Origin of the sequence: Thalassotalea algicola (genome assembly GCF_012932965.1) — a bacterium.
Taxonomy (GTDB): domain Bacteria; phylum Pseudomonadota; class Gammaproteobacteria; order Enterobacterales; family Alteromonadaceae; genus Thalassotalea_F; species Thalassotalea_F algicola.
Genome location: NZ_JABBXH010000003.1, coordinates 210,518 through 237,391 on the forward strand (window position 1 = coordinate 210,518; position 26,874 = coordinate 237,391).

At 40.1% G+C, this 26,874-nt stretch carries 22 protein-coding genes; 10 read left to right on the top strand and 12 right to left on the bottom strand.

Annotated features, from left to right (window positions below; all coding sequences use genetic code 11):
* Positions 1-65: 65 nt before the first annotated feature.
* Positions 66-2,321, bottom strand: coding sequence for an ABC transporter substrate-binding protein (locus HII17_RS09690; protein WP_169075175.1), 2,256 nt, complete (start codon positions 2,319-2,321; stop codon positions 66-68).
* A gap of 165 nt (positions 2,322-2,486) precedes the next feature.
* On the opposite strand from HII17_RS09690, the gene HII17_RS09695 reads away from it, so the two are divergent.
* The 3 genes from HII17_RS09695 (at position 2,487) to pepB (ending at position 5,305) form a co-directional block, all read left to right on the top strand.
* A complete protein-coding gene (locus tag HII17_RS09695; protein WP_169075176.1) occupies positions 2,487-3,440 on the top strand; it encodes a hypothetical protein in 954 nt (317 codons plus the stop codon).
* Positions 3,440-3,934, top strand: a complete 495-nt coding sequence (locus HII17_RS09700) for a hypothetical protein (protein WP_169075177.1) — start codon at positions 3,440-3,442, stop codon at positions 3,932-3,934. The genes HII17_RS09695 and HII17_RS09700 overlap by 1 nt, the downstream gene beginning before the upstream one ends.
* Positions 3,935-4,015: 81 nt before the next feature.
* A complete protein-coding gene (gene pepB / locus HII17_RS09705) occupies positions 4,016-5,305 on the top strand; it encodes an aminopeptidase PepB (RefSeq protein WP_169075178.1) in 1,290 nt (429 codons plus the stop codon).
* A gap of 15 nt (positions 5,306-5,320) precedes the next feature.
* Here the strand turns inward: pepB and HII17_RS09710 are convergent, their stop codons facing one another.
* From HII17_RS09710 to HII17_RS09720, 3 genes are all read right to left on the bottom strand, one after another.
* Positions 5,321-5,734 (bottom strand): hypothetical protein, encoded by a 414-nt coding sequence (locus HII17_RS09710; RefSeq protein WP_169075179.1) that lies wholly within the window; start codon positions 5,732-5,734, stop codon positions 5,321-5,323.
* A gap of 148 nt (positions 5,735-5,882) precedes the next feature.
* A complete protein-coding gene (gene thpR / locus HII17_RS09715) occupies positions 5,883-6,410 on the bottom strand; it encodes an RNA 2',3'-cyclic phosphodiesterase (RefSeq protein WP_169075180.1) in 528 nt (175 codons plus the stop codon).
* A gap of 46 nt (positions 6,411-6,456) precedes the next feature.
* The gene (locus HII17_RS09720) at positions 6,457-8,256 is read right to left on the bottom strand and encodes a choice-of-anchor I family protein (protein ID WP_169075181.1); all 1,800 of its coding nucleotides are present in this window, start codon (positions 8,254-8,256) and stop codon (positions 6,457-6,459) included.
* 187 nt (positions 8,257-8,443) lie between these two features.
* On the opposite strand from HII17_RS09720, the gene hrpB reads away from it, so the two are divergent.
* Positions 8,444-10,954: an ATP-dependent helicase HrpB gene (gene hrpB, locus HII17_RS09725; protein WP_268969151.1), complete on the top strand. Its 2,511-nt coding sequence runs from the start codon at positions 8,444-8,446 to the stop codon at positions 10,952-10,954.
* 23 nt (positions 10,955-10,977) lie between these two features.
* Here the strand turns inward: hrpB and glsB are convergent, their stop codons facing one another.
* Positions 10,978-11,886: a glutaminase B gene (gene glsB, locus HII17_RS09730; protein ID WP_169075182.1), complete on the bottom strand. Its 909-nt coding sequence runs from the start codon at positions 11,884-11,886 to the stop codon at positions 10,978-10,980.
* Between the two features lie 198 nt (positions 11,887-12,084).
* Positions 12,085-12,708: a lytic transglycosylase domain-containing protein gene (locus HII17_RS09735; protein WP_169075183.1), complete on the bottom strand. Its 624-nt coding sequence runs from the start codon at positions 12,706-12,708 to the stop codon at positions 12,085-12,087.
* Positions 12,709-12,857: 149 nt separating this feature from the next.
* Between HII17_RS09735 and rluF the strand changes: the two genes are divergently transcribed.
* Genes rluF through HII17_RS09755 form a run of 4 tightly spaced genes read left to right on the top strand, consistent with a single transcriptional unit; the run spans position 12,858 to position 15,238 of the window.
* Positions 12,858-13,760 carry a 23S rRNA pseudouridine(2604) synthase RluF gene (rluF, locus tag HII17_RS09740; protein ID WP_169075184.1) on the top strand — a complete coding sequence of 301 codons (903 nt, stop codon included), beginning with the start codon at positions 12,858-12,860 and terminating at the stop codon, positions 13,758-13,760.
* 15 nt (positions 13,761-13,775) lie between these two features.
* Entirely contained in the window at positions 13,776-14,387 is a 612-nt protein-coding gene (locus HII17_RS09745) for an FMN-binding negative transcriptional regulator (protein ID WP_169075185.1), read from the top strand.
* Positions 14,387-14,785 (top strand): hypothetical protein, encoded by a 399-nt coding sequence (locus HII17_RS09750; RefSeq protein ID WP_169075186.1) that lies wholly within the window; start codon positions 14,387-14,389, stop codon positions 14,783-14,785. Before HII17_RS09745 ends, HII17_RS09750 begins: the two co-directional genes overlap by 1 nt.
* Positions 14,786-14,803: 18 nt before the next feature.
* Complete coding sequence (locus tag HII17_RS09755; protein ID WP_169075187.1) at positions 14,804-15,238, top strand: hypothetical protein; 435 nt, start codon at positions 14,804-14,806, stop codon at positions 15,236-15,238.
* Positions 15,239-15,246: 8 nt separating this feature from the next.
* Here HII17_RS09755 and HII17_RS09760 read toward each other — a convergent pair whose 3' ends face one another.
* From HII17_RS09760 to uvrA, 3 genes are all read right to left on the bottom strand, one after another.
* Complete coding sequence (locus HII17_RS09760; RefSeq protein WP_408033886.1) at positions 15,247-16,128, bottom strand: spermidine synthase; 882 nt, start codon at positions 16,126-16,128, stop codon at positions 15,247-15,249.
* Positions 16,118-16,765, bottom strand: coding sequence for a fused MFS/spermidine synthase (locus HII17_RS09765; protein WP_169075188.1), 648 nt, complete (start codon positions 16,763-16,765; stop codon positions 16,118-16,120). Before HII17_RS09765 ends, HII17_RS09760 begins: the two co-directional genes overlap by 11 nt.
* A gap of 112 nt (positions 16,766-16,877) precedes the next feature.
* A complete protein-coding gene (gene uvrA, locus HII17_RS09770) occupies positions 16,878-19,703 on the bottom strand; it encodes an excinuclease ABC subunit UvrA (RefSeq protein WP_169075189.1) in 2,826 nt (941 codons plus the stop codon).
* Positions 19,704-20,016: 313 nt separating this feature from the next.
* On the opposite strand from uvrA, the gene HII17_RS09775 reads away from it, so the two are divergent.
* Positions 20,017-21,381, top strand: a complete 1,365-nt coding sequence (locus HII17_RS09775; protein ID WP_169075190.1) for an MFS transporter — start codon at positions 20,017-20,019, stop codon at positions 21,379-21,381.
* Positions 21,382-21,475: 94 nt separating this feature from the next.
* Here the strand turns inward: HII17_RS09775 and HII17_RS09780 are convergent, their stop codons facing one another.
* The 3 genes from HII17_RS09780 to HII17_RS09790 form a co-directional block, all read right to left on the bottom strand.
* The gene (locus HII17_RS09780; RefSeq protein WP_169075191.1) at positions 21,476-21,832 is read right to left on the bottom strand and encodes a DUF3718 domain-containing protein; all 357 of its coding nucleotides are present in this window, start codon (positions 21,830-21,832) and stop codon (positions 21,476-21,478) included.
* Positions 21,833-22,072: 240 nt separating this feature from the next.
* Complete coding sequence (locus HII17_RS09785) at positions 22,073-24,064, bottom strand: winged helix-turn-helix domain-containing protein (RefSeq protein ID WP_169075192.1); 1,992 nt, start codon at positions 24,062-24,064, stop codon at positions 22,073-22,075.
* Positions 24,065-24,205: 141 nt separating this feature from the next.
* Positions 24,206-24,679 (bottom strand): GreA/GreB family elongation factor, encoded by a 474-nt coding sequence (locus HII17_RS09790; RefSeq protein WP_169075193.1) that lies wholly within the window; start codon positions 24,677-24,679, stop codon positions 24,206-24,208.
* Between the two features lie 159 nt (positions 24,680-24,838).
* Between HII17_RS09790 and HII17_RS09795 the strand changes: the two genes are divergently transcribed.
* On the top strand, positions 24,839-26,866 hold the full coding sequence (locus HII17_RS09795) for an oxidoreductase (RefSeq protein ID WP_169075194.1): 2,028 nt from the start codon (positions 24,839-24,841) through the stop codon (positions 26,864-26,866).
* The last annotated feature ends 8 nt before the right edge of the window (positions 26,867-26,874 follow it).

Genomic DNA, 26,874 nt, shown 5'->3' on the forward strand with positions numbered 1-26,874 from the left:
TATCAAGGATTCTCAGTTTGTATCACTTTGTATCGGGTGTGGGCTATCAGTGAGTGGAATTTGTATTAATTCAGGTAGGTATTGATTGTACGGTACAGCTCTTCTACATCAACGGGTTTTGCTATATAACTATTGAAGCCTTCATTCATGTATTTCTTTACATCGTTAGCCATCACATTGGCGGTTAGTGCAACAATTGGCGTATTTGGGTTGATGTGTTTAATGGCTTTACATGCCTGTATGCCATCAACGTTGGGCATTTGAATATCCATAAAAACCAAGTCAAAGTGTTGTGTCTTAAATTGTTCTATTGCTTGTTCTCCGTCATGGGCAACCACAACATTTGCCTTCGTTGGCGAGGTAATAGATAAAAATATTTTTTGATTAATACGATTATCTTCTGCAAGCAGAATGTTGTAACCATTGGCATTAGGCGCACTAACTTCATGTGTATCTGTGGGGATTCTTGAGATGTCAGTCGTCGCTAAATGTAGTTGTACAGTAAATGTTGTGCCTCTGTTTAACTCACTTTCAACAAGGATGTCGCTTTGCATTAGTTCGATTAACCGCTTAGTAATTGCCAGTCCAAGACCAGTGCCGCCAAACTTTCTTGTGGTTGAACTATCCGCTTGCTCAAATCGACTAAATAACTTAGCAACTTGAGTTTCGCTCATGCCAATACCGGTATCTGTTACGTTAATTTCAACACCATAGGAAACTTGGGCGACTTTTATATTAACGCTACCAGCTTCGGTGAATTTAATAGCGTTAGATAAAAGGTTAAGGATAATTTGTTTAATCCTGACTGGATCGCCAATAAAGCCGTCAGTAAATTGTGATGAACAGGTTAAATTTACCGATATTTTTTTCTCTTCAATTAATGATGATAGTTCATTTACGGTATTTTCAATGATTGGCTTAAGCGCAAACGGAATCGCTTCTAAGGTCATTTTGCCAGCTTCTATTTTTGATAAATCGAGTATGTCATTAATAATGGTCAACAACGATTTTGACGATAGCATTGCCATATCGACTAGTTCATTGGCGTCTTTTGAAATGTCTTGGCGATTCAGTATTTGCAAAGCCCCCATAATACCATTCATCGGGGTGCGCACTTCGTGGCTCATGTTGGCAAGGAATGAAGATTTCGCGACATTTGCCTGTTCGGCCAGCTGCTTTGCAGAGCTGAGCTGAACATTTTTATCTTCGAGCATGGCGACGCTTTTGGCGAGTTGTTCGTTAGTTTCGATAATTGCCCAAGTTTGTTTTTTTACTTGCGATTTGAGCTTATAGTTAAACAGCATTGATGAGATAGCGATTAAAACAACTAATGCAATAATACCGACCAGAAAATAAATTTCGGTATTAGTCAATTGCATTTTCTTATCTTGCAAATCAGCAATGAGTAGCTCTTTTAGTTGGGCGTGCTCAGGTACTAGTCCTAATTCTTTGTAGGTATTGGCTATGCGAATGAACCGTTCTGGAAATACTGTGCCCATTGGGACAATGCCATATTTGACTAATCGGCGTGTTGCTGCAGCTTCATAACGCAATGCTGCAAGGCTTTTCTTTGACTGATATTTGTCTCGTATCAACTGGGCTATTTGGTCTGGGTGTTCAAAGGCATATTGCCAACCTTTATAGGTGGCTTGATTAAATTGCTCGATTAAGGCGAGGTTTTCTTTAGCAAAATCTGTAGTAGTGAAAATTAAGTCGCCATAAAAATCGATGCCGTAGCTACTAGGGTCAAAAATGGTTGTTTTTTCCTGCTGCGCTTCATACAAAAAAGGTTGGTCAGAAAGGTAGGCTGACATTAAATCAACGTCCCCTTTGGCGAGTGACATATCGTCAAAGTTATGCGATATAAATTGGTATTCTTCGTTTTTAATATTAAAAAACAACATCATGGCTTCAAGTGAAGCACCATCAACACCTCTTTGATACATGATTTTTTTGCCGCGAAAGTCATCGGGTGTTTGTATGTTCGAACTCGCCAAACTCATTAAAACAAGCGGGCTGGATTGAAATATAGTACTGGTAATTGTTACGGCGTCGCCTTTTAGGTGCCTGAGCACGATGCTTGAGTCAGCTATACCGAAATGTGCGTAACCTGACAATACATCTTCTGCTGGCGACGTGTTAATGTCTCGCTCGCGTATTTCCAGTTCAATACCTACCTCTTGGTAGTAACCTTGCGCTTTTGCCGCGTAGTAGCCTGCAAACTGAAATTGATGCATCCACTTTAATTGCAGGACAATTTTTTGCTGTGCGATGCAAGGGAGCGTACACAGCAATAATAAAACCCCTAGCAGGTACTTCATTTGCAAGGCACTGTTTCACTTAATTAATTGAGTAGTAATCATAAGCCTATGCAATAAAAGCAGTTTTCTCAAATGATGTGAACAATTTTGTTAACGATGGAACTGCTAAGGGCATCTGTTAAAAAATTGCGATATAATGATTTGGTCTTTAATTGGGGAATATTAATGTTACAGCATTTCTATAGTGATGAAGCGGTTCGATACAACAGTATGGAAATCGCGGTGATTTTACAAAAATTCAGAGAGCTGCTGCATTACAATAAAACACTCGATCAACACTTTATCAATAATAGCTATTGGATAAAGCTTCCTGAACCTGCCTTACTCAGCCAGTTTCCTTTTATTGAAAAAGGTAAATTAATGCGCACATTATACCGCATGAAAGAGTTAGGGTTGATTCTTCAAAAGCAAGATCAAAGCAATACATTTTGGTTTACTCTCAACGAAATAACACTAGCCTCGACAAACATTACAGAGCCGGCCTCCACACAAAATCACCAACCACAGGTGTTTGCTAGTGGCGACACTGTTAATTCTCAAGTTAAGCGTTTATGGTCTGATGTTGATGATCAATTTATTATGGAGTCGGTCGCAAAGTTGGTTGTTAAACATGGTTATAACCAACAGCACTTCTTAGATATTTGGCATACCTTTGTTTCAAGTATGGATGCTAATGGCGAACAACCTCCTGCGCGTATGGATTTAATTCAAAAACGTTTTGTCGCCTATGCCAACAAAGTGCAATTGAATATGAGCCATGCCAATTTGCGTTACCAAAATACCGTTAGCCAAAATCAACAAGTGAAAGAACAAGCGGTAGAGAACTGGTTGCAATATATTAATCATCCGCGCGAAGATATTCTTTGTAAAATCGATACTAGTAAATTACAAACCAGTATCGTAGAAGTGTGGAATAGCTTTATTAATAAGTCTTATGAAAAGCAAATTCCACTTAAGAATGATTATCAAATTGAAAACGGCTTTACCAATTATGTTAGAGCTTGGGTTGGCAATGAACAAAAAGCTCAAACTAATCAATCGTATAGCGCGAAACGATTTGAGCCTGTAAACTTTGAAGATAAGTCTTGGGCAGATGACATCGATTTAGAGGGATTATAATGAGTAATTTACGACCACAAGATATGAGTAATTTGGTTAATCGCTATAACCCGTCTTCTGGTGCCATGCAGCAACAAGGCACTAAACCTGCCACACAAATTCCTGACGAACTAAAAAATATTATCAATAAAATAGTGACTTCTATTGATGGTATGTATCAATTTTCAGGTTTCAAAGATGCGACTAAAGTCACTCACTATAAAACTGAACTTACCAAAGGCTTATATAAAATTCGCGATAAAATTAGCGAACAAAATATCAAGGATGCGTTAGATTTGTTTCGTACAAAAGGTGGTAAGTTTCCACCTAGCGTTCCTGAGTTTATTCAAGCGGTTTTAGGTGAACATGAAGAGCAGGTTAAGCCCCCTGAACACGTGTGGTTTGATGCGTCGAAGGCAATTCCTAAACATACCGCTGAAGAAATGGCTAGCTTTGCTAAAAAAGGTATAGCAGATGCCAAAGCAGCCCTTAAAAAAACACCTGCAATAAAGTAATTCTAAGCGACAAAAGTTAAGCGAGTTTCGCTTTTCTCAACGCAAAATAACCAACAATAATGAATACAACAAGGCAACCTCATGACAACAACCACAGCCATTAACCTTACATTTTCACCAGTTTCTGAAAGCTGGCAGGCGAATAATTTAGTTCAAGTAGTTAATGACCAAATCTATGTTTTTATTAAGCCTGACAGTTTGCATCCATTGCGCGATATTCAAAAGGCAGGCCGAAAAATTGATGGTATGGGCGTTAAGCAAGTAACCTTTGTTGGCGAAAACTGGGGTTCAAATCGTCAGTGGGCGCTAGCACTTGGTTTTACTAGTGTTGGTAAACTAACGAATGTTGAATTTGTTGGTGAGCGAAAAGAAGAGCTGACAAAAAAATTAGCGGTGTATGCTTGGAGTCGAGATTTAACTAACCAAACACCAGCGCAGCTATTCCCAGCATCGCTTGCTGAGCAAACAATCGATTATTTGTCGTCACTATCGCCAGAACATGTCACCACTACGGTAATAAATGGTGAAGCACTAGCTGAACAAGGTTGGATGGGTACATACAATGTGGGTAAAGGTAGTACTAATCCTCCGTGTTTGTTGGAAGTTGACTACAACCCGACAGGCGATGCTGATGCTGCTATTTCTGCCTGCTTAGTCGGTAAAGGTATCACCTTTGATAGTGGTGGTTATTCGATGAAATCAAGCGTTGGCATGTTTGATATGAAATGCGATATGGGCGGTGCCGCAGTCGTTGCAGGTGCACTGGCCTTGGCTATCGAAAGCGGCTTAACTAAACGAGTAAAATTGTTTTTATGTTGTGCGGAAAATATGGTCAGTAGTTTTGCTTATAAACTCGGTGACGTTATTACCTACAAAAACGGTGTCACAATGGAAGTAGCAAATACGGATGCAGAAGGGCGAATTGTCCTGGCTGATGGTCTTTTAGCTGCTGGTGAAACTGGTGCTCCACTCATTATTGATGCTGCTACTTTAACCGGTGCTGCAGTTGGTGCTACTGGTGGAGACTACACCGCGTTGTTTGCATTAGACCAAGACGTTGCCGATATTGCTATTAAAACGGCAAAACAAGTTAATGAGCCGATTTGGCAATTGCCTTTAGAGACCTGGCATCAAAGTAAATGTCCATCGTCGTTTGCTGATACCGCTAATAGCCGTCCAATTCCTGGTGGCGGTCCAGGTGGTGCAAGCAATGCTGCAGGCTTTTTAAGTCGTTTTGTCCCTAATGAAGGAAAAGGTTGGTTGCATTTTGATATCGCGGCTGCTTACAACGGTAAGGCTAATGAACTATGGGCTGCTGGTGCGACAGGTTTATCTATAGATACCATCGCACAACTTATTTTAGCTGAATAATGGAATAGCTAACAATTACATTGCTTGTGGCTGCTGACCTAGAAAGTCTTGCAGCCAATTTTCCGCGCTTTTTACATCGCTAAATACATAAAATGGTAAGTGACACCCGTTATAAATGCGGCGTAATTGCATTTGTTGGATGTCGGCATGCGTACTATCTAAAAATACCGTCGCATTAGCAATCATATTGTGCTGCACTCGGTACTTGGTTACATCAGCAATGTTATCTTCAACTTCAGGCGTAAATACGCCGCTACCATGATAAATAATTAAAGACGCCCATGGCTGGTGCTTCATTTGTTGAGTAAGCTCAATCATGTCTAAATGATATTGCGCGAAGGCTTCAGCATCGAAAATGTTTTGAACATCGACAAATAAAATATTGTCTTTTTTTACAATGTCATAGTCTGATTGTTGTAAATTTTCCATGCTGCTCTTCCATTTTCCAAAGGGCATATAGAAATAACAGGCTATAAAACGTTTAACAAGTAAGCAGATTTTTAGCAAGTTGCAAATTTTTAATTACCATAAATTACAGTTGCTTATATATTTATATGATAAAAGTGATGGTTTAAAGTTAATGAGCTAACTTGAACTTTTTTAAGGGAGTATAGATAACGCCTTGCTCACTAGATTCAGAAATGTACAGGCTAAAGCTTTTAATATTTAGATATAAATTTGCGCTGAAATGTTCAGGTAACTCGCGCACTTTTCGACTAATGGTGATATGAGGTTGATAAGGTCGTTTGATAATATCGATATCGTTTTTATCTGCGGCTAGTTCAAGTTCCGTCACTAACTTAGCAAGCCAACTTGGTGTATTAGCCATTCCTAAAAATAATACCTTTGCTTGGTCAAACATATCATAGTGATCAATATGAAGCTGATATTCTGAAGATTGTAGGTAATTTTTACTAAGAGCCTCCGCCTTTATTAACAGTGGCGTTAATTGCTCAGGGCTAAGTTGGCCAAGAAATACTAACGTAAGGTGAAGATTGCTAGCGACGGTTGGTTTAGGAAGTGGTGGTTTGATATTTTGTTGCAATACCGCAATGCGCTTTTTATCAGATTCTGCAATGTCTAACGCAAAAAAGTATCGAGCCATAATCATAAACACCTATCGACCATGACTCGATTATATAGCGAACTAATTATTCTTCACTAATTTCCCAGACACTCACTGAGCCTGAAATTTCGTTACCGACGACTAACATAGCTTTTTCCGTGTCTGTCGCAGGGATAAACTTCATGCCTTCAGGTGCTAAGTCTCCGGTAATATCAGCACCTTCAATAACACCACGGTTATTGAAATAGTCGACAAAGCTGACATTGAATGGGTTGGATATGTCATAAATCATGATGCCGCCCATACGCTCTAAACCGACAAATGCTAAAGTACGCTCACCTACAACACCAATGGCTAATGCTTCCGGCTCTGGTCCTTTTGCATCTGAACGTGTATCACCTTCATTCTCGTCTTCATCATTATTAAATGCTTCGCCATAGATAGCAGCAGTAATACGTTCAATTTCGTCTCCTGAATCAAACACTAAATTACCTGAAGCATCCCAAATAGAGAACGAACGAGCACCATAAGTATAAAGTTGGTCGTAATCGCCATCACTGTCGATATCACCGCGCTCGATTGATACTTTTAGGCGACCTAAGTCATCATCGTCATTGTTTACATGAGCAAATGCAGCTGGGTCTAAATTTAAATCTTCCGCGCGACTTTCATCGGTATAAGATAAACAGCCATCGTCTTCGTCATAATCGAGACCACCAGCGGCAGTACAGGCAGCTTCATCCGCGACATCAAAGAAATATTCGCGGCCATCGCCTTCATTCGCTGTCACGACAAAGGTTGCATCTTTCCAGCTGAATGTCGCAATGGTATCTGGCTGGTACATACCAAATAAATTCTTATACTGACGCAAGTTTAGACCACTGTCTTTATCGGAAGCATCTAAGGAATAGTTGCCCCAATCTTTAAACCCTAAGCCTTTAATGTCGGTTATCGACATTGCGTCTAGATCTACCAATACTAATCCGTTGTTTTCTTGTAAGCTGACAAAAGCTGTTTTTGAGTCTGCACTTATAGCCACATATTCAGGCTCTAAGTCCATTGCTACGGTGGTATCAATTGTTTGGCCATTAATGACTCGCCCGCTTGGGTTAGGGAACATCATACCTTGTGCCGCTAATTCAGCTTTTTTGTCGTTGTAGTTAGTAAAACCAAGTGACACCGCAGTATTACTTACCTCGCCGTCTGCGATACTGATAATTGAAATAGTCCCTTCTGGATCAACAGTGTAGTCACCACTTGGCTCGCCTTCATTGGCAACGACGACTTTGCTGCTATCTGGCGTGAAAGTTACCATATCAGGCAATACGCCTACTTCGACATTTTTTACGAAAGTCGGTGTTGCACCACTAATATCGTAAAAAGCGATATGACCATTTTCATCTATAGCATCGGCAGCCATAGCGACAGCCAGCATATTTAGATCATCAGAAATACTAATACTGTTTGCATCACCTGGCGTATTTTCTGAGAGGTCTAGCGTAACGGCTATTGTTAAATTGGTATTGCTAATAACGCCTTCGCTATCAGCTGTAAGCGCAGATGGTTCAGCATCTGCAAGTGGCAATAATTCGACAGTTGCTGTATCTCCAGAGCTGTTAATTGCGTATATCATGCCGCTTGCTTTGTGGTATTGAACAATTTCAGCAGCACCTTCAGGTGACTGGGCATTTAATACTGCACGGGCAATTAACGTAGCGGTAAATGAGGAGGTAGCATCTTTGCCGTCTTGGCCGTCGGCGCCAGTTGGCCCTTGTTGTCCTTGTGGCCCAGCAGCTCCTGTTGCACCATCATCGCCATCACAGGCGGTTAAACCTAATAACATTGCACTGGAAAGTAGGCCAGCTTTAAAAAAGTTGTTTGTCATTTTATTCTCACTTTATTTTATTCATTTTTTATTAAACGGGCATACGCTAGAGCGCTAAGACGACGAACTCGTGACAGAAAAGTTACATTGAGATGAAGCTTTGTTAAAAGAGAGGAGTCATCAGCTTTAAAGCTGCAGGAACAACAGGTAAAATCGCGCTAGTGAAAGAATTAGAGAAATTGCTTTGTTGCCTATAAATCAAATAAAAACATCATTTTTGACTGCTATTGAACAAAGCAATTTAGTGATACTGACGGCGCCACCTGGGGCAGGTAAGTCGACAGTATTGCCCTTGTGGTTATTAGATACTGAATTTGCCAATCAAAAAATTTATTTACTACAGCCTAGGCGAGTCGCCGCAAAAAATATTGCCTGTTACCTCGCACAGCAGCTAGGTGAAGAAGTAGGGCAAACGATTGGCTATCGCCTGAGAAATGATAGTCGGGTATCTGCTAACACTATCATTGAGGTAATTACCGAAGGGATATTAACCCAGCTGATTCAAAATGATCCAGAGTTGGCCGATGCTAACTTGATTTTGTTTGATGAGTTTCATGAACGCTCTGTGCAGGCAGATCTAGCTTTTGCTTTGGCTAGGGATTGTCAACTTGGACTGCGTGAAGATCTGAGACTTGTGTTGATGTCGGCGACATTATCGAATGAAGAGCTATCGACGAAATTTCCTGAAGCAGAGTTTATCGTAAGTGAAGGTCGCAGCTTTCCTGTTGAATGTCATTATCAATCGGTACCAACCAATAAATTTTGGCGCGAACATGCACTGAGTGTAATCAAAAAAGACGCGTTTATTCACTCCGGCTCGTGTTTAGTTTTTTTGCCTGGTGTTGCAGATATTAAGTTTTTAATTGAGCGGCTTGAGTGCTTTTTGCCAGACGATTTATTGCTAGCTCCTTTGTATGGAGAGTTGCCGATAAGTGAGCAGCAAAAAGCCATGAAACCAATTAATGGCGCACGTAAACTGGTGCTTGCCACTAACATTGCAGAAACAAGTTTAACCATTGAAGGTATTACACTGGTAATTGATGCAGGTTTTGAAAAGGCAGCCATTTACGATAGCCAAACCTTAACCAACCAGCTTATTCAAAAGCCAATTAGTAAGGCGTCAGCGATCCAGCGAGCAGGTAGAGCAGGGCGTTTAAGCGCAGGTCAGTGTATTAGGCTTTATTCTGAAGAAGACTTTCAACGTCGACCAGAGCAAGCAATAAGTGACATTTTGCAAACTGATTTATTACCGGTATTAATTGAAGCCGCACGTTGGGGTGTTACCAAACTGTCGGATTTACCATTTTTGGAACTGCCAAACGCAGTGAAAGAGCAACTTGCATGGCAGGAGTTGCAGCAGTTACGTATTGTTAATACTGACAATAAATTAACGGCACATGGTCAAACAGTAGCACAACTTTCCTGTCATCCTCGATACGGCAATATGTTGGTGTCTGCGCAACGAATTGGTCAACAGTTTGAAGATCCTAATCTTGTGAATTTAGCTTGTTTATTGGCGGCACTACTGGAGGAAAGGGATGTGTTTTCTCCGTCGGTGGCTAAGAATAATGCAGATATAACTACTCGTATTTCATTTATAGAAAATCAACTCCACTCTAAAGCTAACTTATCAGGAAAGCTTGGCCGCATCATAAAACAAGCAAAAAATTTGGCACAACAACTGGCCGTATCTTGGCAAAGTAGCTTTTCTTATAGTCATTGCGGGGTATTACTTGCCCTAGCGTTTCCTGAACGCATTGCTGCAAATAGGCATCAACAAGGCGCTTTTATTGCTTTTAACGGAAAAGGATTAAATTTAGCCAGTGAAGATACGCTTAATGATGCTGAACTCTTGGTGGCAGCGAGCACCATTAAATTAAAAGATAAGCAGCTTATTTCATTGGCAGCACCTGTCACATTAGCGGAGTTGGAAGCCTGGGATATTGTCTCGACAACAGTATGTGAGCAGCTAAATTACGATGAACAGCGGGATAAAATTAATGCCAGTGAGCAGCGTAAATTAGGGGCAATCGTATTAAGTGAAAAGCCGACCACGCAAACGTTAGATGAGCAACAAATTGCCACGATGTGGTGTGAACAGATAACACGTAAAGGAATATCGTGGTTATCACTTTCTGATAGCCAATCTCAGCTATTGGCGCGGATTAATTGGTTGGCACTTCATCAACCTGAATTAGGGTTTAATCAAGCCGATGAACCTTGGTTATTGGCCAATCTTGAACGTTGGTTTAGCCCTTACGTTGGTGATATTAGGAAGAAGTCTAAGTTGATAAGTTTAGAATTCGAGATGATGTTTAAATCGATGTTAGATTTCAATCAGCAGCAACAATTGGCTCGTTGTGCGCCGCTATATTTTTCTGGGCCAACGGGGAGAAAATGTCCAATCAGGTATACTAATGAACACTCACCGATTGTCTCTTTACCTATGCAAGAAGTTTATGGGGAGGCCAATACTCCACAAGTGGGGGACAAGGAACGTGGCAACGGGGTAAATTTGACGCTTGAGTTATTGTCGCCAGCAGGTAGGCCTATTCAAGTGACTCAGGATTTGGCTGGATTCTGGCAGGGCAGTTATAACGCGGTACAAAAAGAAATGAAGGGCCGATACCCGAAACATTTTTGGCCTGACGATCCGGCGAATGCACAAGCAACCAGAAAAACTAAAAAGTATATGTAAGCGGGCTGATTAGCATGACAAACTTAATAAACAGACCAATCTATATGGTTTGTGAGTATTTTCATTGCTTCAACACCCACTAATGAATTACCGGTTGCATTAAGCGCAGGTGACCATACACATACCGATAATACGCCAGGGACAATGGCAACTATTCCACCACCAACGCCGCTTTTTCCAGGTAAACCCACTTCAAAAGCAAACCGGCCGGCTTCGTCGTAAAGTCCGCTAGTTGCCATGAGTGCATTGACTTGTTTTGTCTGACGCTCTGTTAGTATACGTTGCTGATTGGTTATGTTTACGCCTTTATTAGCTAAGTAGCTAAACGATTTAGCTAGCTCAACACAGGTCATTTTTAGTGCACAAGTAGAAAAGTAATTCATTAGCACTTTTTCAACGTCATTATTGAAGTTCTCAAACGATTGCATTAAATAAGCCATGGCAGCATTTCGTGCTCTGTGAGCGTATTCAGACTCCGCAATTTTTCTATCAATTCTGATCTCACTATTGCCTGATAGCGTTCGGACAAAGTCTCGAACTGCGAGCTCTGGGGAAGCAAAACTTGATTCAACCATATCTGAAATCACTAATGCACCAGCATTAATAAACGGATTTCTCGGAATACCTTGTTCATGCTCTAATTGTACAAGTGAGTTAAATGGTAATCCTGATGGCTCTCGGCCAACTCTGTGCCAAATCTCATCACCGTGCATATGCATAGCAAGTGTTAAGCTAAATACCTTAGAAATACTTTGAATAGAAAAAGGCGTTTCTGCATCGCCATACGAATAGGTTTTCCCATTTGCGTCACAAATTGCTATGCCAAACTGCATAGGATCAACCGTGGCAAGTGCGGGAATGTATTGAGCAACTTGTCCTTTGCCTAGAAAAACAGAAGCTTCTTCATGTATTTGCTTAAGTAAGTCATTCATCAAAAAAATTCCAGGCTTGAGGAGTTCGAAGCCTTGTCGCTAGAGTGAGCTAGTTGGCGCAGCGCAAATAAAAAAGTTTAGAAAGCGAAATTAACACTGTTTAAATCGTTTGCCTACCTAAAAGATCTGCATTGAATAAGAAAAGCCGCTATAAGCGGCTTTCATTTCATTTAACTGTTTTTGGTGACAAATACTTGATTAAGTGCGGATAAGTTTTCCGTAGCGCTTATGGAGAATTTCTACGCGTTCAATATAGACTTTAGTTTCTTCAAAAGGTGGAATGCCGTTGTATTTTTTTACATTGCCTTCACCGGCATTGTACGCAGCTGATACCATGCGAATATTGCCATAGTATTTTTTCATTAGCTTAGCGAGATGTTTGACGCCACCTTGAATGTTTTGTTTTGCGGTAAACGGATCTCTAACACCAAGTTCTCGCGCTGTCGCTGGCATTAGCTGCATTAAGCCTTGTGCACCCTGCTTAGAAATAGCATTAACACGAAAATGCGATTCGGCATGAATAATCGCTCTAACTAAATTTGCATCTACTCGATAATATCGAGCGGCCTCTTCAATTTCATCGGCAAAGGCATTGGGGTATAGCTTGGTCTCTAGCCAATCAATTTCGGAATAAACACCACAGGCATAACAACCGAAATTAACCTCTTCATAATAAGTATCGATAGGCTCAATATCTGAAAACGATAACGTACCGTTTTTTGAGTGATAACGATAAACGCGATCTTCAGAAGCGATTGAAATGGTGCTAAAACTTAGCAGTGCTGCAAGTAACAGCCAAGAGATACGACTATATCCTGACATTATTGATTGATATTTCCTGTGTTAGATATTGTGGTAAAAATACCTTTTTTTGAAATAAATGTCTAAATTTGTAACAAATTATATGGCTAAAAAAGCGTAAAAGATGAAATTAGGGTATAGTGGCGAAAATTATTTTTCTGAGTTAAAAAGTGACTGAAAACGGTAAGCGATTAAATAAATTTATCAGTGAATCTGGCCATTGTTCGCGCCGAGAAGCTGATAAGTTAATTGAGAAAAAGCGCGTAACAATTAATGGTAAAACACCCGAGTTGGGTACTAAAGTCTTACCGGGTGATGTTGTTGCGGTTGATGGTAAAACCATTGGCGCTAGCGCTGACAATAAGTCTGATCGTATTTACATTGCATACCACAAGCCCATTGGCATCACTTGCACTACCGAGCGTCACGTCAAGGGTAATATCATTGATGCGATTAAACATAAGCAACGTATTTTTCCAATAGGCCGTTTAGATAAACCATCAGAAGGACTTATTTTTTTAACCAGTGATGGCGATATCGTAAATAAAATTCTTCGCGCCGAAAATGCGCATGATAAAGAATATGTTGTGACTGTTGATAAGCCAGTTAGCGAGCGTTTTATCGAAAGAATGTCTCGTGGTGTCCCAATACTTGGGACTATTACTAATCCATGTCGCGTAGAAGTGGTCAGTCGTTTTGTGTTTAAGATCATTCTCACCCAAGGCTTGAACCGCCAAATTCGCCGAATGTGTGAATACTTAGGTTATGAAGTAACTAAGCTTAAACGAACTCGCATTATGAATGTTGATTTAAAGGGATTAAAACCCGGTCAATGGCGAGATTTGAGTGAAGCAGAGCTGAGCGAAATTAATGAGGCGGTAAAAGGCTCGCGTAAAACGTCTGCAAAAGCGGATACACAAGCTCAATCACATATTTCAAAACGCCCTTATGCTGATATCGTCAATCAAGCTGACTCACCCAACCCAAAAAGTAGCGGTAAATACCGAATAGATAATAAACCAGCTAAAGCTAAGTCTTCAGGCAATAAACTGTCATTAAAACGGAAAAAATAAGCGAAAGGAGCAAGGATGCACGTACCAGATAAATGGAAAATTACTGACCCTAAACAAATTGCCGATATTGTCGATAAGTTCGGTTTTGCTACATTAATATCGCCTTCACTTGAAGCCAGTCATGTGCCGCTTATTTATCAAGCTGAAAATCAGTTTTTATTTGGCCACCTTGCTCGTAATAACCAGCATGCTAAGGAAGCATCTGGTAGCAAAGTAGTGGCAGTATTTAGTGGTCCTCATTATTACATTGCACCAAATTGGTATGCCAATTCGCCAGCGGTTCCAACCTGGAATTATGTTGCTGTGCATATGCATGGCACTATTGAGTGGTTAGACGATAGCAACACCTTATCAGCAGTAGAAAAGTTGGTGGCGAAATACCAACCTGCCTTGCTTGATAACCAAGCAATAATGCCTATCGAGTTTCAACAAAAACTAGCTAAAGGTATCGTTGGCTTTCGAGTACACATTGAGCGAATTGAAGCTAAAGCTAAGCTTGGACAGCATCGTAAAAGTGAAGATCAAGCAGGCGTGGTTAAAGGTTTAATACAAGAAAAGAATGCAGAAGCTGCGCAGTTACTCGCTGTGATGGACTTACTGCAATTAGGATTAGGGAAGGAGAAATAATGGAAAATAAACAGAAATTGGTCGCGACGCTGATCACCTTAAATGTCTCTATGGCTGCGACATTATTTGCTCTTAGGGCGTTTAACGACGAAACCAGACTTGCTGTTGTTAATCTTATTCCTTTGCTGTTTTCAGCAATACTGGGCGCCGGTTTAAGTTTTCTTTTTTATCTAAGTGTGAAAAATATCTTACATAAACACTTAATCAAATCACCATTTTTAGCCTCGTTTTTTCCTGCGCTTAGCTTAATGCTTGTTGTCATTATGACAGGTGCTGCAACCTATTGGTTAATTGACGATCTGTTACTGATGTTGAGCTTTATGATGAGTTTGCAGCAAATAGCGAAAGGGTTTGATGTCGAATTTAGCTCTGTACATACTCAAGAAGTGAGCAAATAAAGGGTGAAGCACTTTAATTTGACCCCAAAATATAAGCGAGAGCCAGCTACTTGGCGGTTACCAGTGATATCTATTACCTTTATTTGGGTAATTAATTTGATGATGGACAGTTGGCAAGGCAAAGAGTTTAGCTGGATGTCCTTTTTAATTATTGCTGGGATTATCATTTTAGCGCAAATCTTTGCGCCTAAATTTGCGAATAAAGGGGCATTGTCGATAGAACTTGATGATAACTTGGTCATTCGAAAAGGTGATGCCGTGCTTTGGCGAAAAGCGAGCAGAACGATTACAGAAGCGAGAATAAAGCGTTCAAAAAGTTGGTTGGCACTTACCCATCAGTCTTTGCTTATTTCCTGCAGCGATAATGACAGTTATTGCTTGCCGCTTGATTATTTATCATTTGAAGACCAAGCGGCGGAGCAGCAGTTTCTCGCTAGCGTTAATGATGTTTAATGCTAGTTTTACTGATTAAGTAGATTTGCTGGTGAAAATTGATCGGTCAGTACTGGGGTATTTTCAGGCCAGTCCTGCTCTTTGGTAAAACTTTTGAATACATCTAATATATTTACGCCAAAAGGGCGTAATCTATCGTGTAATGTAGCCAAGTCACCTTTCAAATGCTCTTGATTTGGCAGTTGGCCTTTAGTCGCTAATATTATTCTATTTTCGTTTTTGCGATTTTTAACTTGGAAAAACTCACCAAAAACAGATTGATAAGTAGCGGATTCATAATTATATAATTCACTAACAGAAAAAGTATTGGCGGTTACTACCCCACTTTCAGACAATAACGCCTTGGTTTCTTCTAGAAATTCTTTGGTCATTAAATGTTCAGGGATATAATCACCATTAAATGCATCGAGAATAATCCAATCGTATTTTTGCTTTTTGATCAACGCTCGTTTCATATAGATACGACCATCTTTCACTACACTAGTGACATGATCGTTCTCAAAAAAACTAAAATATTGACGAGCAACTTTTATAACCGCAGGGTCAATTTCGATATTTTCAATTTCTGCATCTGGTAATAATTGGTGTAAGGTATTCGACATGGTGCCGCCACCCAAACCAATAATCAAAATACGTTTTGGGTTAGGGTTTACAATCATGCCAGAGAACAAGAGCTTAGTGTAATTAAAGACCAACCGGTTAGGCTCAGACTTTAAGAAACAACTTTGATTAGTTTTGTTGCTTTTTACGTTAAATTTTAGGCAGCGTAGGTTGCCGGAGTCTTCAACAATAATATTGCGGTACATCGAACGCTCTTGGTGGATAACTTTGCCCAAAGCAAAATTACTAACTACAAGCAGTAACAACCCCAATAGATGATTAATTCTCACTGATTAGCTCCTTATCGGACGCTAATACTTGGTTTGACTTTGCTTTGGCAAATAGCAAAGCAATTGCACCAAGTGCCATTAATAAAAGGCTAAAGCTAATGATAATAGCGTTTACTTCAAAGTAGAGCACAAAGTAGAAAGAAGTGATTATTGTGCCGAGCGCGGAACCTAAGGTGCTAACAAAATACAAAACACCAGCAACTTGGCCACTTTCTTCTTTATGGGTAACTAATAAACGTACTGAATAAGGGGAAATCATACCTAAGACAATGGTTGGCAATAAAAATAATGCGCTAGCGGCGAGTAACGAACCATAGCGAGAGTCTTCTACCGCCATAAAAATGCTTTCCATAATTGGATTTGCCCATAACGCAATAGGTAGCACCAATATGCCAGCTACAATAAAAATTAAGCCATAGCGGGATAGGTTGGCATTTTTTGTTGAAAGCTTGCCACCATATAAATAACCAATAGATAGGCTGAGCATAAATACGGTAATAATACTGCCCCATATATGCACACTGCTGCCGAAATAAGGCGCTAATATTCTACCGCCCAATAACTCAACGCCCATAATTGAAAAGCCACTACTAAATGCTAGTAGGTAAATTAAACGGTTTTGCCAACGAGAATCCATTTATATATCTCTTTGTAATACATCGAGAAATATCCTACTGGATTGCTAAGGATTAGGCTAGCGTGATTCGCTAGCCTAAGATGATATTTTTTGTAAGTTTGTTTATTTGGTATTAGCTAAGTAATGGTTTAAGGAATCTCGCGGTATGAGAACCCTTATGCTCAGCCACCTGTTCTGGTGTACCTGTTACCAAAATTTCACCACCACCAGAACCGCCTTCAGGTCCTAAATCGACAATCCAATCGGCGGTTTTTACCACGTCCAAATTGTGCTCAATCACTACAATAGTATTGCCATGATCGCGCAGGCGATGAATAACTTGCAGTAATTGCTTAATGTCGTGGAAATGAAGACCTGTTGTTGGTTCATCTAAAATGTAAAGTGTTTGACCGGTATCTCGTTTCGACAGCTCTTTGGCTAATTTAACACGTTGCGCTTCGCCACCTGATAGCGTTGTTGCTGATTGCCCTAAAGTGATATAGCTTAAACCGACATCCATTAAGGTTTGTAGCTTGCGCTTAACTGCAGGAATAGCGTTGAAGAATTCAAGTGCATCTTCAATCGTCATATTCAGCACTTCGTTAATGTTTTTGCCTTTATATTTTACTTCTAACGTTTCACGGTTATAGCGCTTACCTTTACATTCATCACAAGGTACATAAACATCAGGCAAGAAATGCATTTCCACTTTAATAACACCATCACCCTGACAAGCTTCACAGCGGCCACCTTTTACGTTGAAACTAAAGCGTCCTGGTTTATAACCGCGAGAACGAGATTCTTGCGTTCCGGCAAAGATATCCCTAACAGCAGTAAAGATCCCGGTATAAGTTGCAGGATTTGAACGTGGCGTACGGCCAATTGGGCTCTGGTCGATATCAATTACTTTGTCTAAATGTTCAAGACCTGTGATTTCTTTATAAGGAGCAGGGTCGTTTGTTGTTGCGCCATTTAACTCGGTTTGTGCAAGTGGGTATAGTGTATTGTTAATTAAAGTTGATTTACCTGATCCAGATACACCAGTGATACACGTCATTAAACCATTTGGAATAGTTAAATTAACATTTTTTAAGTTATTCCCGCTGGCACCTTTTAATTCAATTACACTGTCTTTGTTGTAAGGTACACGAGTACTAGGCACTTCAATACATTCTTTTCCGCTTAAGTACTTACCGGTAAGTGAGTCTTCACTGCCGGTTATATCGTCTACCGTACCAGAGGCTATGATCTCACCACCATGAACACCGGCGCCTGGACCAATATCAATCACATGATCTGCTTCACGAATTGCATCTTCATCGTGCTCTACCACTATTACGGTATTTCCTAAGTCTCGTAAATGAGTCAGGGTGCTTAAAAGGCGTTCGTTATCTCGTTGATGCAAACCAATTGATGGTTCATCTAGCACATACATTACACCTACGAGGCCTGCGCCAATTTGGCTCGCTAAACGAATGCGCTGTGCTTCACCACCTGATAAGGTATCTGCGCTTCGCGACAAGTTTAAGTAATTTAGGCCTACGTTAACTAAAAAGCCTAATCGGTCATTAATTTCTTTTAATATCTTTTCCGCAATCTGACCTTTTTGGCCTGTGAGATTTAAATTTTGGAAAAAGCTCAATGCATCTGCAGTCGAAAGTTCCGCAATATGTTGTAGTGGTTTTTCGCTAATAAATACATTACGCGCTTCTAAACGAAGTCTTGAGCCACCACAATCGGTACAATGTTGATTATTTAAATACTTCGCGAGCTCTTCACGTACAGCATTTGATTCCGTTTCTTTATAACGGCGCTGCATATTGTTCAGTATGCCTTCAAATGGATGATTTCGTACGACAATGTCACCACGATCATTCATGTACTTAAATTCAATACTTTCTTTCCCACTACCATAAAGTACAAGTTGCTGAACTTTTTCTGGCAGCTCTTCATATGGCGTATCAACAGTGAATTCGTAGTGATCAGCCAAAGCCTGCAACATTTGAAAATAGTAGAAGTTACGTTTGTCCCAACCACGAATAGCGCCACCAGAAAGGCTTAGCTCAGGGTTAGATATTACGCGGTTTTGATCAAAGAATTGCTGTATGCCTAAACCATCACAAGTTTGGCAAGCGCCAGCTGGGTTGTTAAATGAAAATAAACGAGGCTCTAATTCTTGCATGCTATAGCCGCAATGCGGACAGGCAAAATTTGCCGAAAACAACAATTCTTCGCGCTCAGGTTCGTCCATAAACGCTACTTTGGCAGTACCTGCGGTAAGGCCTAAAGCGGTTTCGAAAGATTCAGATAGGCGTAACTGGATATCGTCTCGTACCTTTAAACGGTCAACAACAACTTCTATCGTATGCTTCTTGTGAAGTTCTAATGTGGGAGGATCGGATAAGTCACAAACTTCGCCATCAATACGCGCCCGAATGTAGCCTTGTGCCGCTAAGTTATCTAACAACTTAACGTGCTCACCTTTACGATTTTGTAATACTGGCGCAAGGATCATCACTTTTGTGCCTTCTTCAAGTGACAATACTTTATCCACCATTTGCGAAACAGTTTGCGCCGCTAGTGGTGCTTTGTGTGTTGGACAACGAGGCTCACCAACACGGGCATAGAGTAAGCGTAAATAATCGTATATTTCAGTAATGGTACCAACTGTTGAACGGGGATTATGCGACGTAGACTTTTGCTCTATTGAGATTGCTGGCGATAAGCCTTCTATATGATCAACGTCTGGCTTTTCCATCAACGATAAAAATTGGCGAGCATAAGCCGACAGTGACTCAACATAACGTCGTTGGCCTTCAGCATATAACGTATCAAAAGCAAGAGAAGACTTACCAGAGCCAGATAAACCTGTAATTACTATCAGTTTGTCGCGAGGAATTTCAAGACTTATATTCTTTAAATTGTGTGTTCGCGCGCCTCTGACCTCGATGTTTTGCATAACCAATCCGCATCAAAAATGTAATCGCATATTATTACATAGAATTTAATGTGTGTTGACCTTTAAGGATGCTTTTTACAGCAGAGTGTTCGAAAAATATACAGGTATGGTTAAGTTAATGGATTTTTCGAAATAAGCCGTCAATTGTCGTCTTGCATATCTGACAAATTATTCTCCAAAGTTAATGCTGTTGAAGCGAAAGTTGTTCTATATCATTTTCATCAAGCAACTTGTGTTTTTGTTGTTTTAAATAGCGTGTTAGAATTGGTGGCTTATAACACTAACTATATGTCTATTTTCGTTTTATCTATCTATGAGTGCTCCCGGACTAAATTCATTAGAAAAGAAAGCTGCGTTTTCTTTAGCGACAGTATTTGGCTTGCGCATGCTTGGCTTGTTTATGATCTTGCCTGTTTTTGCCATTTATGGACCAGAGTTGGCGGGGTTCTCACCAATATGGCTAGGACTGGCGATTGGTGCATATGGCTTAACTCAGGCGCTTTTGCAGATTCCCATGGGAATTCTGTCAGATAAATTTGGCCGTAAGCCAATTATTTTAATTGGTTTGGTTGTGTTCGCTATTGGTAGTGTTGTCGCGGCGATGTCTGAATCAGTTTATGGTGTAGTGTTAGGTCGAGCTTTACAGGGGATGGGAGCAATAGCGAGTGCCGTTTTAGCCTTAGCCGCAGATCTTACCCGTGAAGAGCAACGCCCTAAAGTTATGGCAACCATTGGCATGTTTATCGGTTTGTCTTTTACTGTTGCGTTAGTGGTAGGGCCTATTGTTGGTGAGAGTTACGGGTTAAGTGGACTTTTTTGGTTTACTTGTATTTTAACGATCATGGCAATGTTTATGATTCAATTTATGGTACCTAACTCGGTCCATAAAGCACCCAAAGGTGATAATGTCGCGGTTGTCACCCAACTAACCAGTTTAATTAAACACCCGCAGTTATTTCGTTTAAACATGGGCGTATTTATCCTTCATATGGCACTAACGGCGTGTTTTATCTTTTTACCGACGCGCCTACTCGCGAGTGGTTTAGTGCTAGAACAACATTGGCAACTTTATTTGCCGACCTTACTTTGTTCATTTTTCTTTATGGTGCCATTTATGATTTTCGCCATAAAAAAACAAAAAGAAAAAGAGATGTTTATGGCGGCAATTACCTTGCTAGCTATAGCTTTGATTATGTTTGCTACCTTACCGAATGACTTATCAACTTTAGTTGCGCTCGTGATGATGTTCTTTGTGGCGTTTAATTATTTAGAAGCAACTATGCCTTCTATTTTATCGCGTATTGCACCCGCGGGTGTAAAAGGTAGTGCTATGGGTATTTTCTCTAGCAGCCAGTTTATGGGAGCATTTTTTGGTGGCGCCATCGGTGGTTGGTTAGCAAACGATTTTGATCAAAATATGGTATTTATGGTGATGGCTGGCGCTGTAGTTATTTGGTTGATGCTAGCAAAAGGCATGAAACGCCATGCTAAATCAAAAAGTTTTAGTTTTAAAACGGCATTTGAGTCTGAGCAAGATGCGGATGTTGCCGCGGAAAAGTTAATCAATATGCCCGGTGTTGTTGAAGCTACACTAGTTTATTCCGAAGCGGTTGCTTACTTAAAACTTGATGATAAGGTTGCTGACATTAATGAAATTAAATCGTTGCTTCAGCCCTAACTACTAAGAAATAGTGCAGAGTATCGAAAAAACCACCGATAAATCAGGTGGTTTTTTTATGCGCTAGCTTAACGTGAAATATCAAAACTGTTATCTAATCAATTTTTAGTGTCACATCGTAGTTGTATTGGCGTGTTGATGCTAAATCTGTCACGCTAATTGACCCTATGCTTTTAATCAATTTTGCGGTTGTTTTCTTAGCACCATATTGCTCAGCAAAGCTAATTAAGTCTTGACCATTACACATCACATTCAGCGACATTAGTCGGTAGCTCCAATCATGTTTTTTCATGGTTGAGTGCATTTGGTGTAGTTGGTCTTTAGCTGCAGTTTTACATACTTTTACCAATCCTTTTTCAACGGTAGGTGTAAGGTAACTTCCTTCAGCCATCACTTGGCCACTTAATGAGATTGCTGCAATAGGTAATAGACACCTAGTGAATTTATTCATGTTTCTCTCCTTTTCTTCCTAATTACACCAACAGGCCTTAGTAGGAATTGTCAAGCGGTGTACAAACTGTCAATTGCCTGACTAAGGGGTTGGTACATTGTCGTGCATCCGTACTACTTGCTCTTCGACATGAGTAACTTTAATCGATAGTGACTTTAATACTTGATGAAAAGCGAATTGAAGCGATATGAAAAGCTGATGAAAATCTAATGGAATTTTAAAACTAATATTAACAATGCTTTATGTAGGGGTTAGACAGATATTTTTACCATTGTTTTGGCAATAACTTGGAAACGCTGTGGCTTGCCAAAACTCTAATAAGCCTAATTTTTTAACAAGTGCAGGAAAACGAGGGTGTTGTATTAGCTTTTCGCTATGCAAATTAATCAAAGAAAGAAAGTTAAATTGATAATTGTCGATTAAAGAAAGGGCTACATCATAGTATTTGTCAACTAAACCAAGCGAACCATACATAAAGAGCAATGTGCTTGCTAAAATTTCACCGTTTTCTGTGGCTTTTTCAAGTCGGCTTAACGCCAAGTAGTCGGGTGTTTTTTGTTGATAGAGTTTTTCTATATCTGATTGATATTGTATTGGAACCCCTAAATATTCATAACCCGACCAAACCAGTTGTTTTCCGCCATTTAAGTCGCCGAATTCAATGCATAGCTGTCCTAAAGCAATACCGTGAAATTGCCAGTTGTATGTCGCTTGAATTATATTAGTTTGTGCTAAGTAAGCTGCTTTGTGTTGACCTGACAATAGATAAAGTTGGGTCAGAGATAATAAGTAATAGCGATCTAATGGCTCATTTTGATGTGCATGCTGAAAATATGTAATTAACGATGGACTAGCCTGACCTGAGATCATTTTCATTTCGGCTTGCATATCGTCAAATCTATGATCAAGGTTTGCAATGCTTGATTGTGCTAAGGCGACGGTTTCACTTGCCGCGCTCCAGTTATACTGCAAAGCGTGAATTCTCATTAACAGTTGATACAGCTCAATGTCGGTTGGAGATATAACAGCAGCTTTTTCTAAAACCCGAATTGCTAAATTACTATATGGTAAGTTTTGATAACCTAAAGGCCACATAGTTTGAGTTAAAAAGCGTGCAAGTGCTTTAAGTGCAACAACCGATTCCGAGTCTATGTCGACAACAGCCTTGGCAACCAAAGTAATAATTGGTCGATGTTGCTGCCAGCTTTCTGCTGGGTTAAATAAAGCAGATGCTGATTCAACAATATAATTCACGTGTTCTTCGGTGTTATTGGCATACAAAGTGTTGCCCAACGTCGCAATAATGTCGGTCATGACTATTTGACTGCTAGTCATCAATGATTGTAGTTTTAGATTCAATTGCTTACTTAATAGAATATCGCCAGTTTGAGCATCGACAAGTTGCCACTGCAAAATGTCACGCGTTTGCGAATGCTTTATCTCTCCAGAAACAATAAATTTAGCCGAATATCTGGCACCTATTTCCCTGTTTGATAGGTGTATAGTGTTATCTAATTCACTTTCGGCCACGGTCGTATGATAAGGGTGATTAGCAACCTTTCTTCGTATTGCATTAGCCAAAGGTTGGTAATTTGAAAGCCCTTCATTTTTTGTTGCGAAAGGTAAAATAATAATTCGCTGTGCAGTTAGTGATGATGAAACTTGTAATGGTTGAGTTAACCAAAAGCTGAGTATCGTAATTAAGCAGAAAACAACGGCAAAACTTATGGTCGCCAACTTTGATGGCCATACTTTAACTCTTTTAGTTGCAGAGGGGGCATGTGGCCTATTCATGCATTCTTGCCCATCGATTGAGGGTTCTGTTTGAATTTGATTGCCTAGTCCATTACTTCTTATATTTTTCTCGGGTGCATCTATTTCATCAATAGTTAAATGAAAGCCTACTTTAGGATGCGTTTTGATTACCACATTAAGGTCGTGTTGCCTGAATATCTTTCTTAGCATGGCGATACAGCGATTTAAACTGTCGTCAGATACTGTCATGTTTGGCCAGACTGTGTCGAAAATGGTTTGTCGAGTAACCACCTGATTAGGAGAGATTGCTAGGCATTGTAGGACTTGACTGACTTTTCTTTCAATATGAATTTGTTCGCCAGATGACTTTAGATGAAGCTCGCCGATTTCGGCGTAGAAAACGATATCACCAAGGTCGTAGATAGCCGACTTAAGGTTGTCCGTTTTGTTCGTTTGGTGTAGTACTTTTCTATCCATACATAACCTTAAATTGCTTAATCCATTTTATTAAGCAATAGCGCTAAGTATAGTTAATAATGCAAAGTTTGCTGGTTTAACAAAGAGAAAATTATTACAAGTTATGTCAGTAAAAATAGCGTGCCTGATATTTGCTTATCTTTAAATGATAGCGGTTACATAACCGGATTGATTAGTGCCTGTATTTGTTAACAAAAAGTCATCGTCGATCGATTTTCCTAATAGTGCTTGGCATATCGGGGCGCTAGGTGTGATGACATAAATTGTTTTATTTTTAGAGAAAACTTGTATTCCTGCTCCGCTAGGTAAAATAAGAAAATGCTTAATTTCACCATCGTCATATTCAACGGAAACTAATGCACCTAACTCAATATTATCTGATGGATGAAGGGTGAGTTGTGATAATAGTGTGATTTGCGATTTAAGCGTTTCTATACGCCTGCTTTGACCTTCTGCTAAGTAAGCGGCTTCAATTGCTAGCGTATCGTATTGAGTTTCAGCTTTAGATTGATCGTCAATAGCAGCGTTGTGTGCGTTAGTTGCCGCCGTAATTGCTTGAGACAATTGGTTTTCTAACTCGCTTATAACAAGTGGTAATAAATCTTTCTTATTCATCAAGTTAGTATAACTTAAATTATAATTAATTATCGTTAAACCAAAAAACAATCTGACAGGTGTCAAAATTAACTTGAGTTTTGTTAGATCACCACGTATTTTATATAGTAATACTGGTTTGACCAATAGCATTTGGTTAAGTAAATAGGGCACACAATTATGACGACAGCAAATCCATATCCGCACCTTTTAGAGCCGCTAGATTTGGGCTTTACTACGCTAAAGAACAGAACCTTAATGGGTTCAATGCATACTGGTTTAGAAGAAGAAAAAGGCGGCTTTAAAAAGTTAGCTGCTTTTTACGAAGAGCGAGCCAAAGGCGGTTGTGGCTTAATTGTTACTGGTGGTGTAAGTCCAAATACTCGTGGTCGTGTCGCGCCTTTCGGTAGTGAAATGAGTCGATTCTGGCATGTAAATAAACATCGCGAGGTTACGGATGCTGTACATAAGCACGGTAGTAAGATTTGTCTGCAATTGTTGCATACAGGTCGGTATGCTTATCATCCATTTAGTGTTGCACCAAGTTCAATTAAGGCACCAATTAACCCTTTTAAACCGAAAGAAATGTCGACTAGGCAAATTTTAGGCACCATAAAAGATTATGCAAAAGCGTCGCGTTTAGCGCAAAAAGCTGGCTATGACGGCGTCGAGATTATGGGCTCTGAAGGTTACTTAATTAATCAATTTAGCTGTAAGCGCACCAACCATCGTACAGATGAGTGGGGTGGTTCGTTAGAAAACCGTATGCGTTTAGGTGTTGAAACTGTGCGTGCAACGCGTGAAAAGGTTGGACCTAACTTTATTATTATTTTCCGCCTATCAATGCTTGATTTGGTTGAAGGTGGCAACGAATGGCATGAAGTCGTAGAAATGGCTAAAGCCATTGAAGCGGCGGGCGCGACCATTATTAACACCGGTATAGGTTGGCACGAAGCGAGAGTACCGACTATTGCAACTTCAGTACCTCGAGCGGCCTTTACTTGGATCACTGAGCGTATGAAGAAGGAAGTCAATATTCCTTTAGTGACCACTAATCGCATTAACACCCCTGAAGTTGCCGAAGAAGTGCTAGCCAATGGTCATGCAGACATGGTGTCTATGGCACGTCCTTTCCTAGCCGATGCTCATTTTGTGAATAAAGCAGCGGAAAATAAAGCGGATGAAATTAATACATGTATTGGTTGTAACCAAGCGTGTTTAGATCATGTATTTATGCAAAAGCGTGCGTCATGTCTCGTTAACCCACTAGCTTGTTATGAGACAGAGTTAACTTTCAGTAATACCAAAAACCAAAAGAAAATTGCTGTTGTTGGTGCTGGCCCAGCTGGTTTGGCGTTTAGCGTTTATGCATCAGAACGTGGGCATTTAGTTGAAATTTTTGATGCATCGAACGAGATTGGTGGTCAATTTAACGTTGCAAAACAAGTACCGGGTAAAGAGGAATTTTTTGAGACGTTACGTTACTTTAAAGTTCAATTGGAAAAACTAAATATTCCTGTGCATTTAGGTAGTTGGCAAACAGCTGAAAGTCTTGCTGAAGCAGGTTTCGATGAAGTGGTATTAGCGACAGGTATTAAACCGCGTAAATTAGATATTCCAGGCATTGATAGCGATAAAGTAATGAGCTATTTAGATGTTCTACGAGATAAGAAGCCGGTAGGTCAGAAAGTTGCAGTAATTGGTGCTGGTGGTATTGGTTTTGATGTTTCTATGTACCTAACTGAGAAGGCGGGTCTAGTTGAAAACGTAGATGAGTGGTTAAAAGAGTGGGGCGTAGATCGCGATTATAAAGATGGCGGAGCGTTAGCACCAATGGAAGCGCATAAAGCTGAGCGCGAAGTCTACTTAATGCAACGTAAAACCACTAAAGTGGGTAAAGGATTAGGTAAAACTACCGGCTGGATCCACAGGGCGTCTTTACAGAAAAAGGGCGTCAATATGATTCCTGGATGTAGCTACAAAGCAATCAATGATGAAGGCATCGTCATTGAAACTAATGGCAAAGAGCAGCTAATTGAAGTAGATAATGTGATTATTTGTGCTGGTCAAGAGCCAAATCGTGACTTACAACAAGCGTTAATTAATTTGGGTCAATCAGTACACCTTATTGGTGGTGCAGATGTAGCAGCTGAGTTAGACGCAAAACGTGCTATTCGCCAAGGTGCAGAGTTGGCAGCTAGATTATAATTCTATTT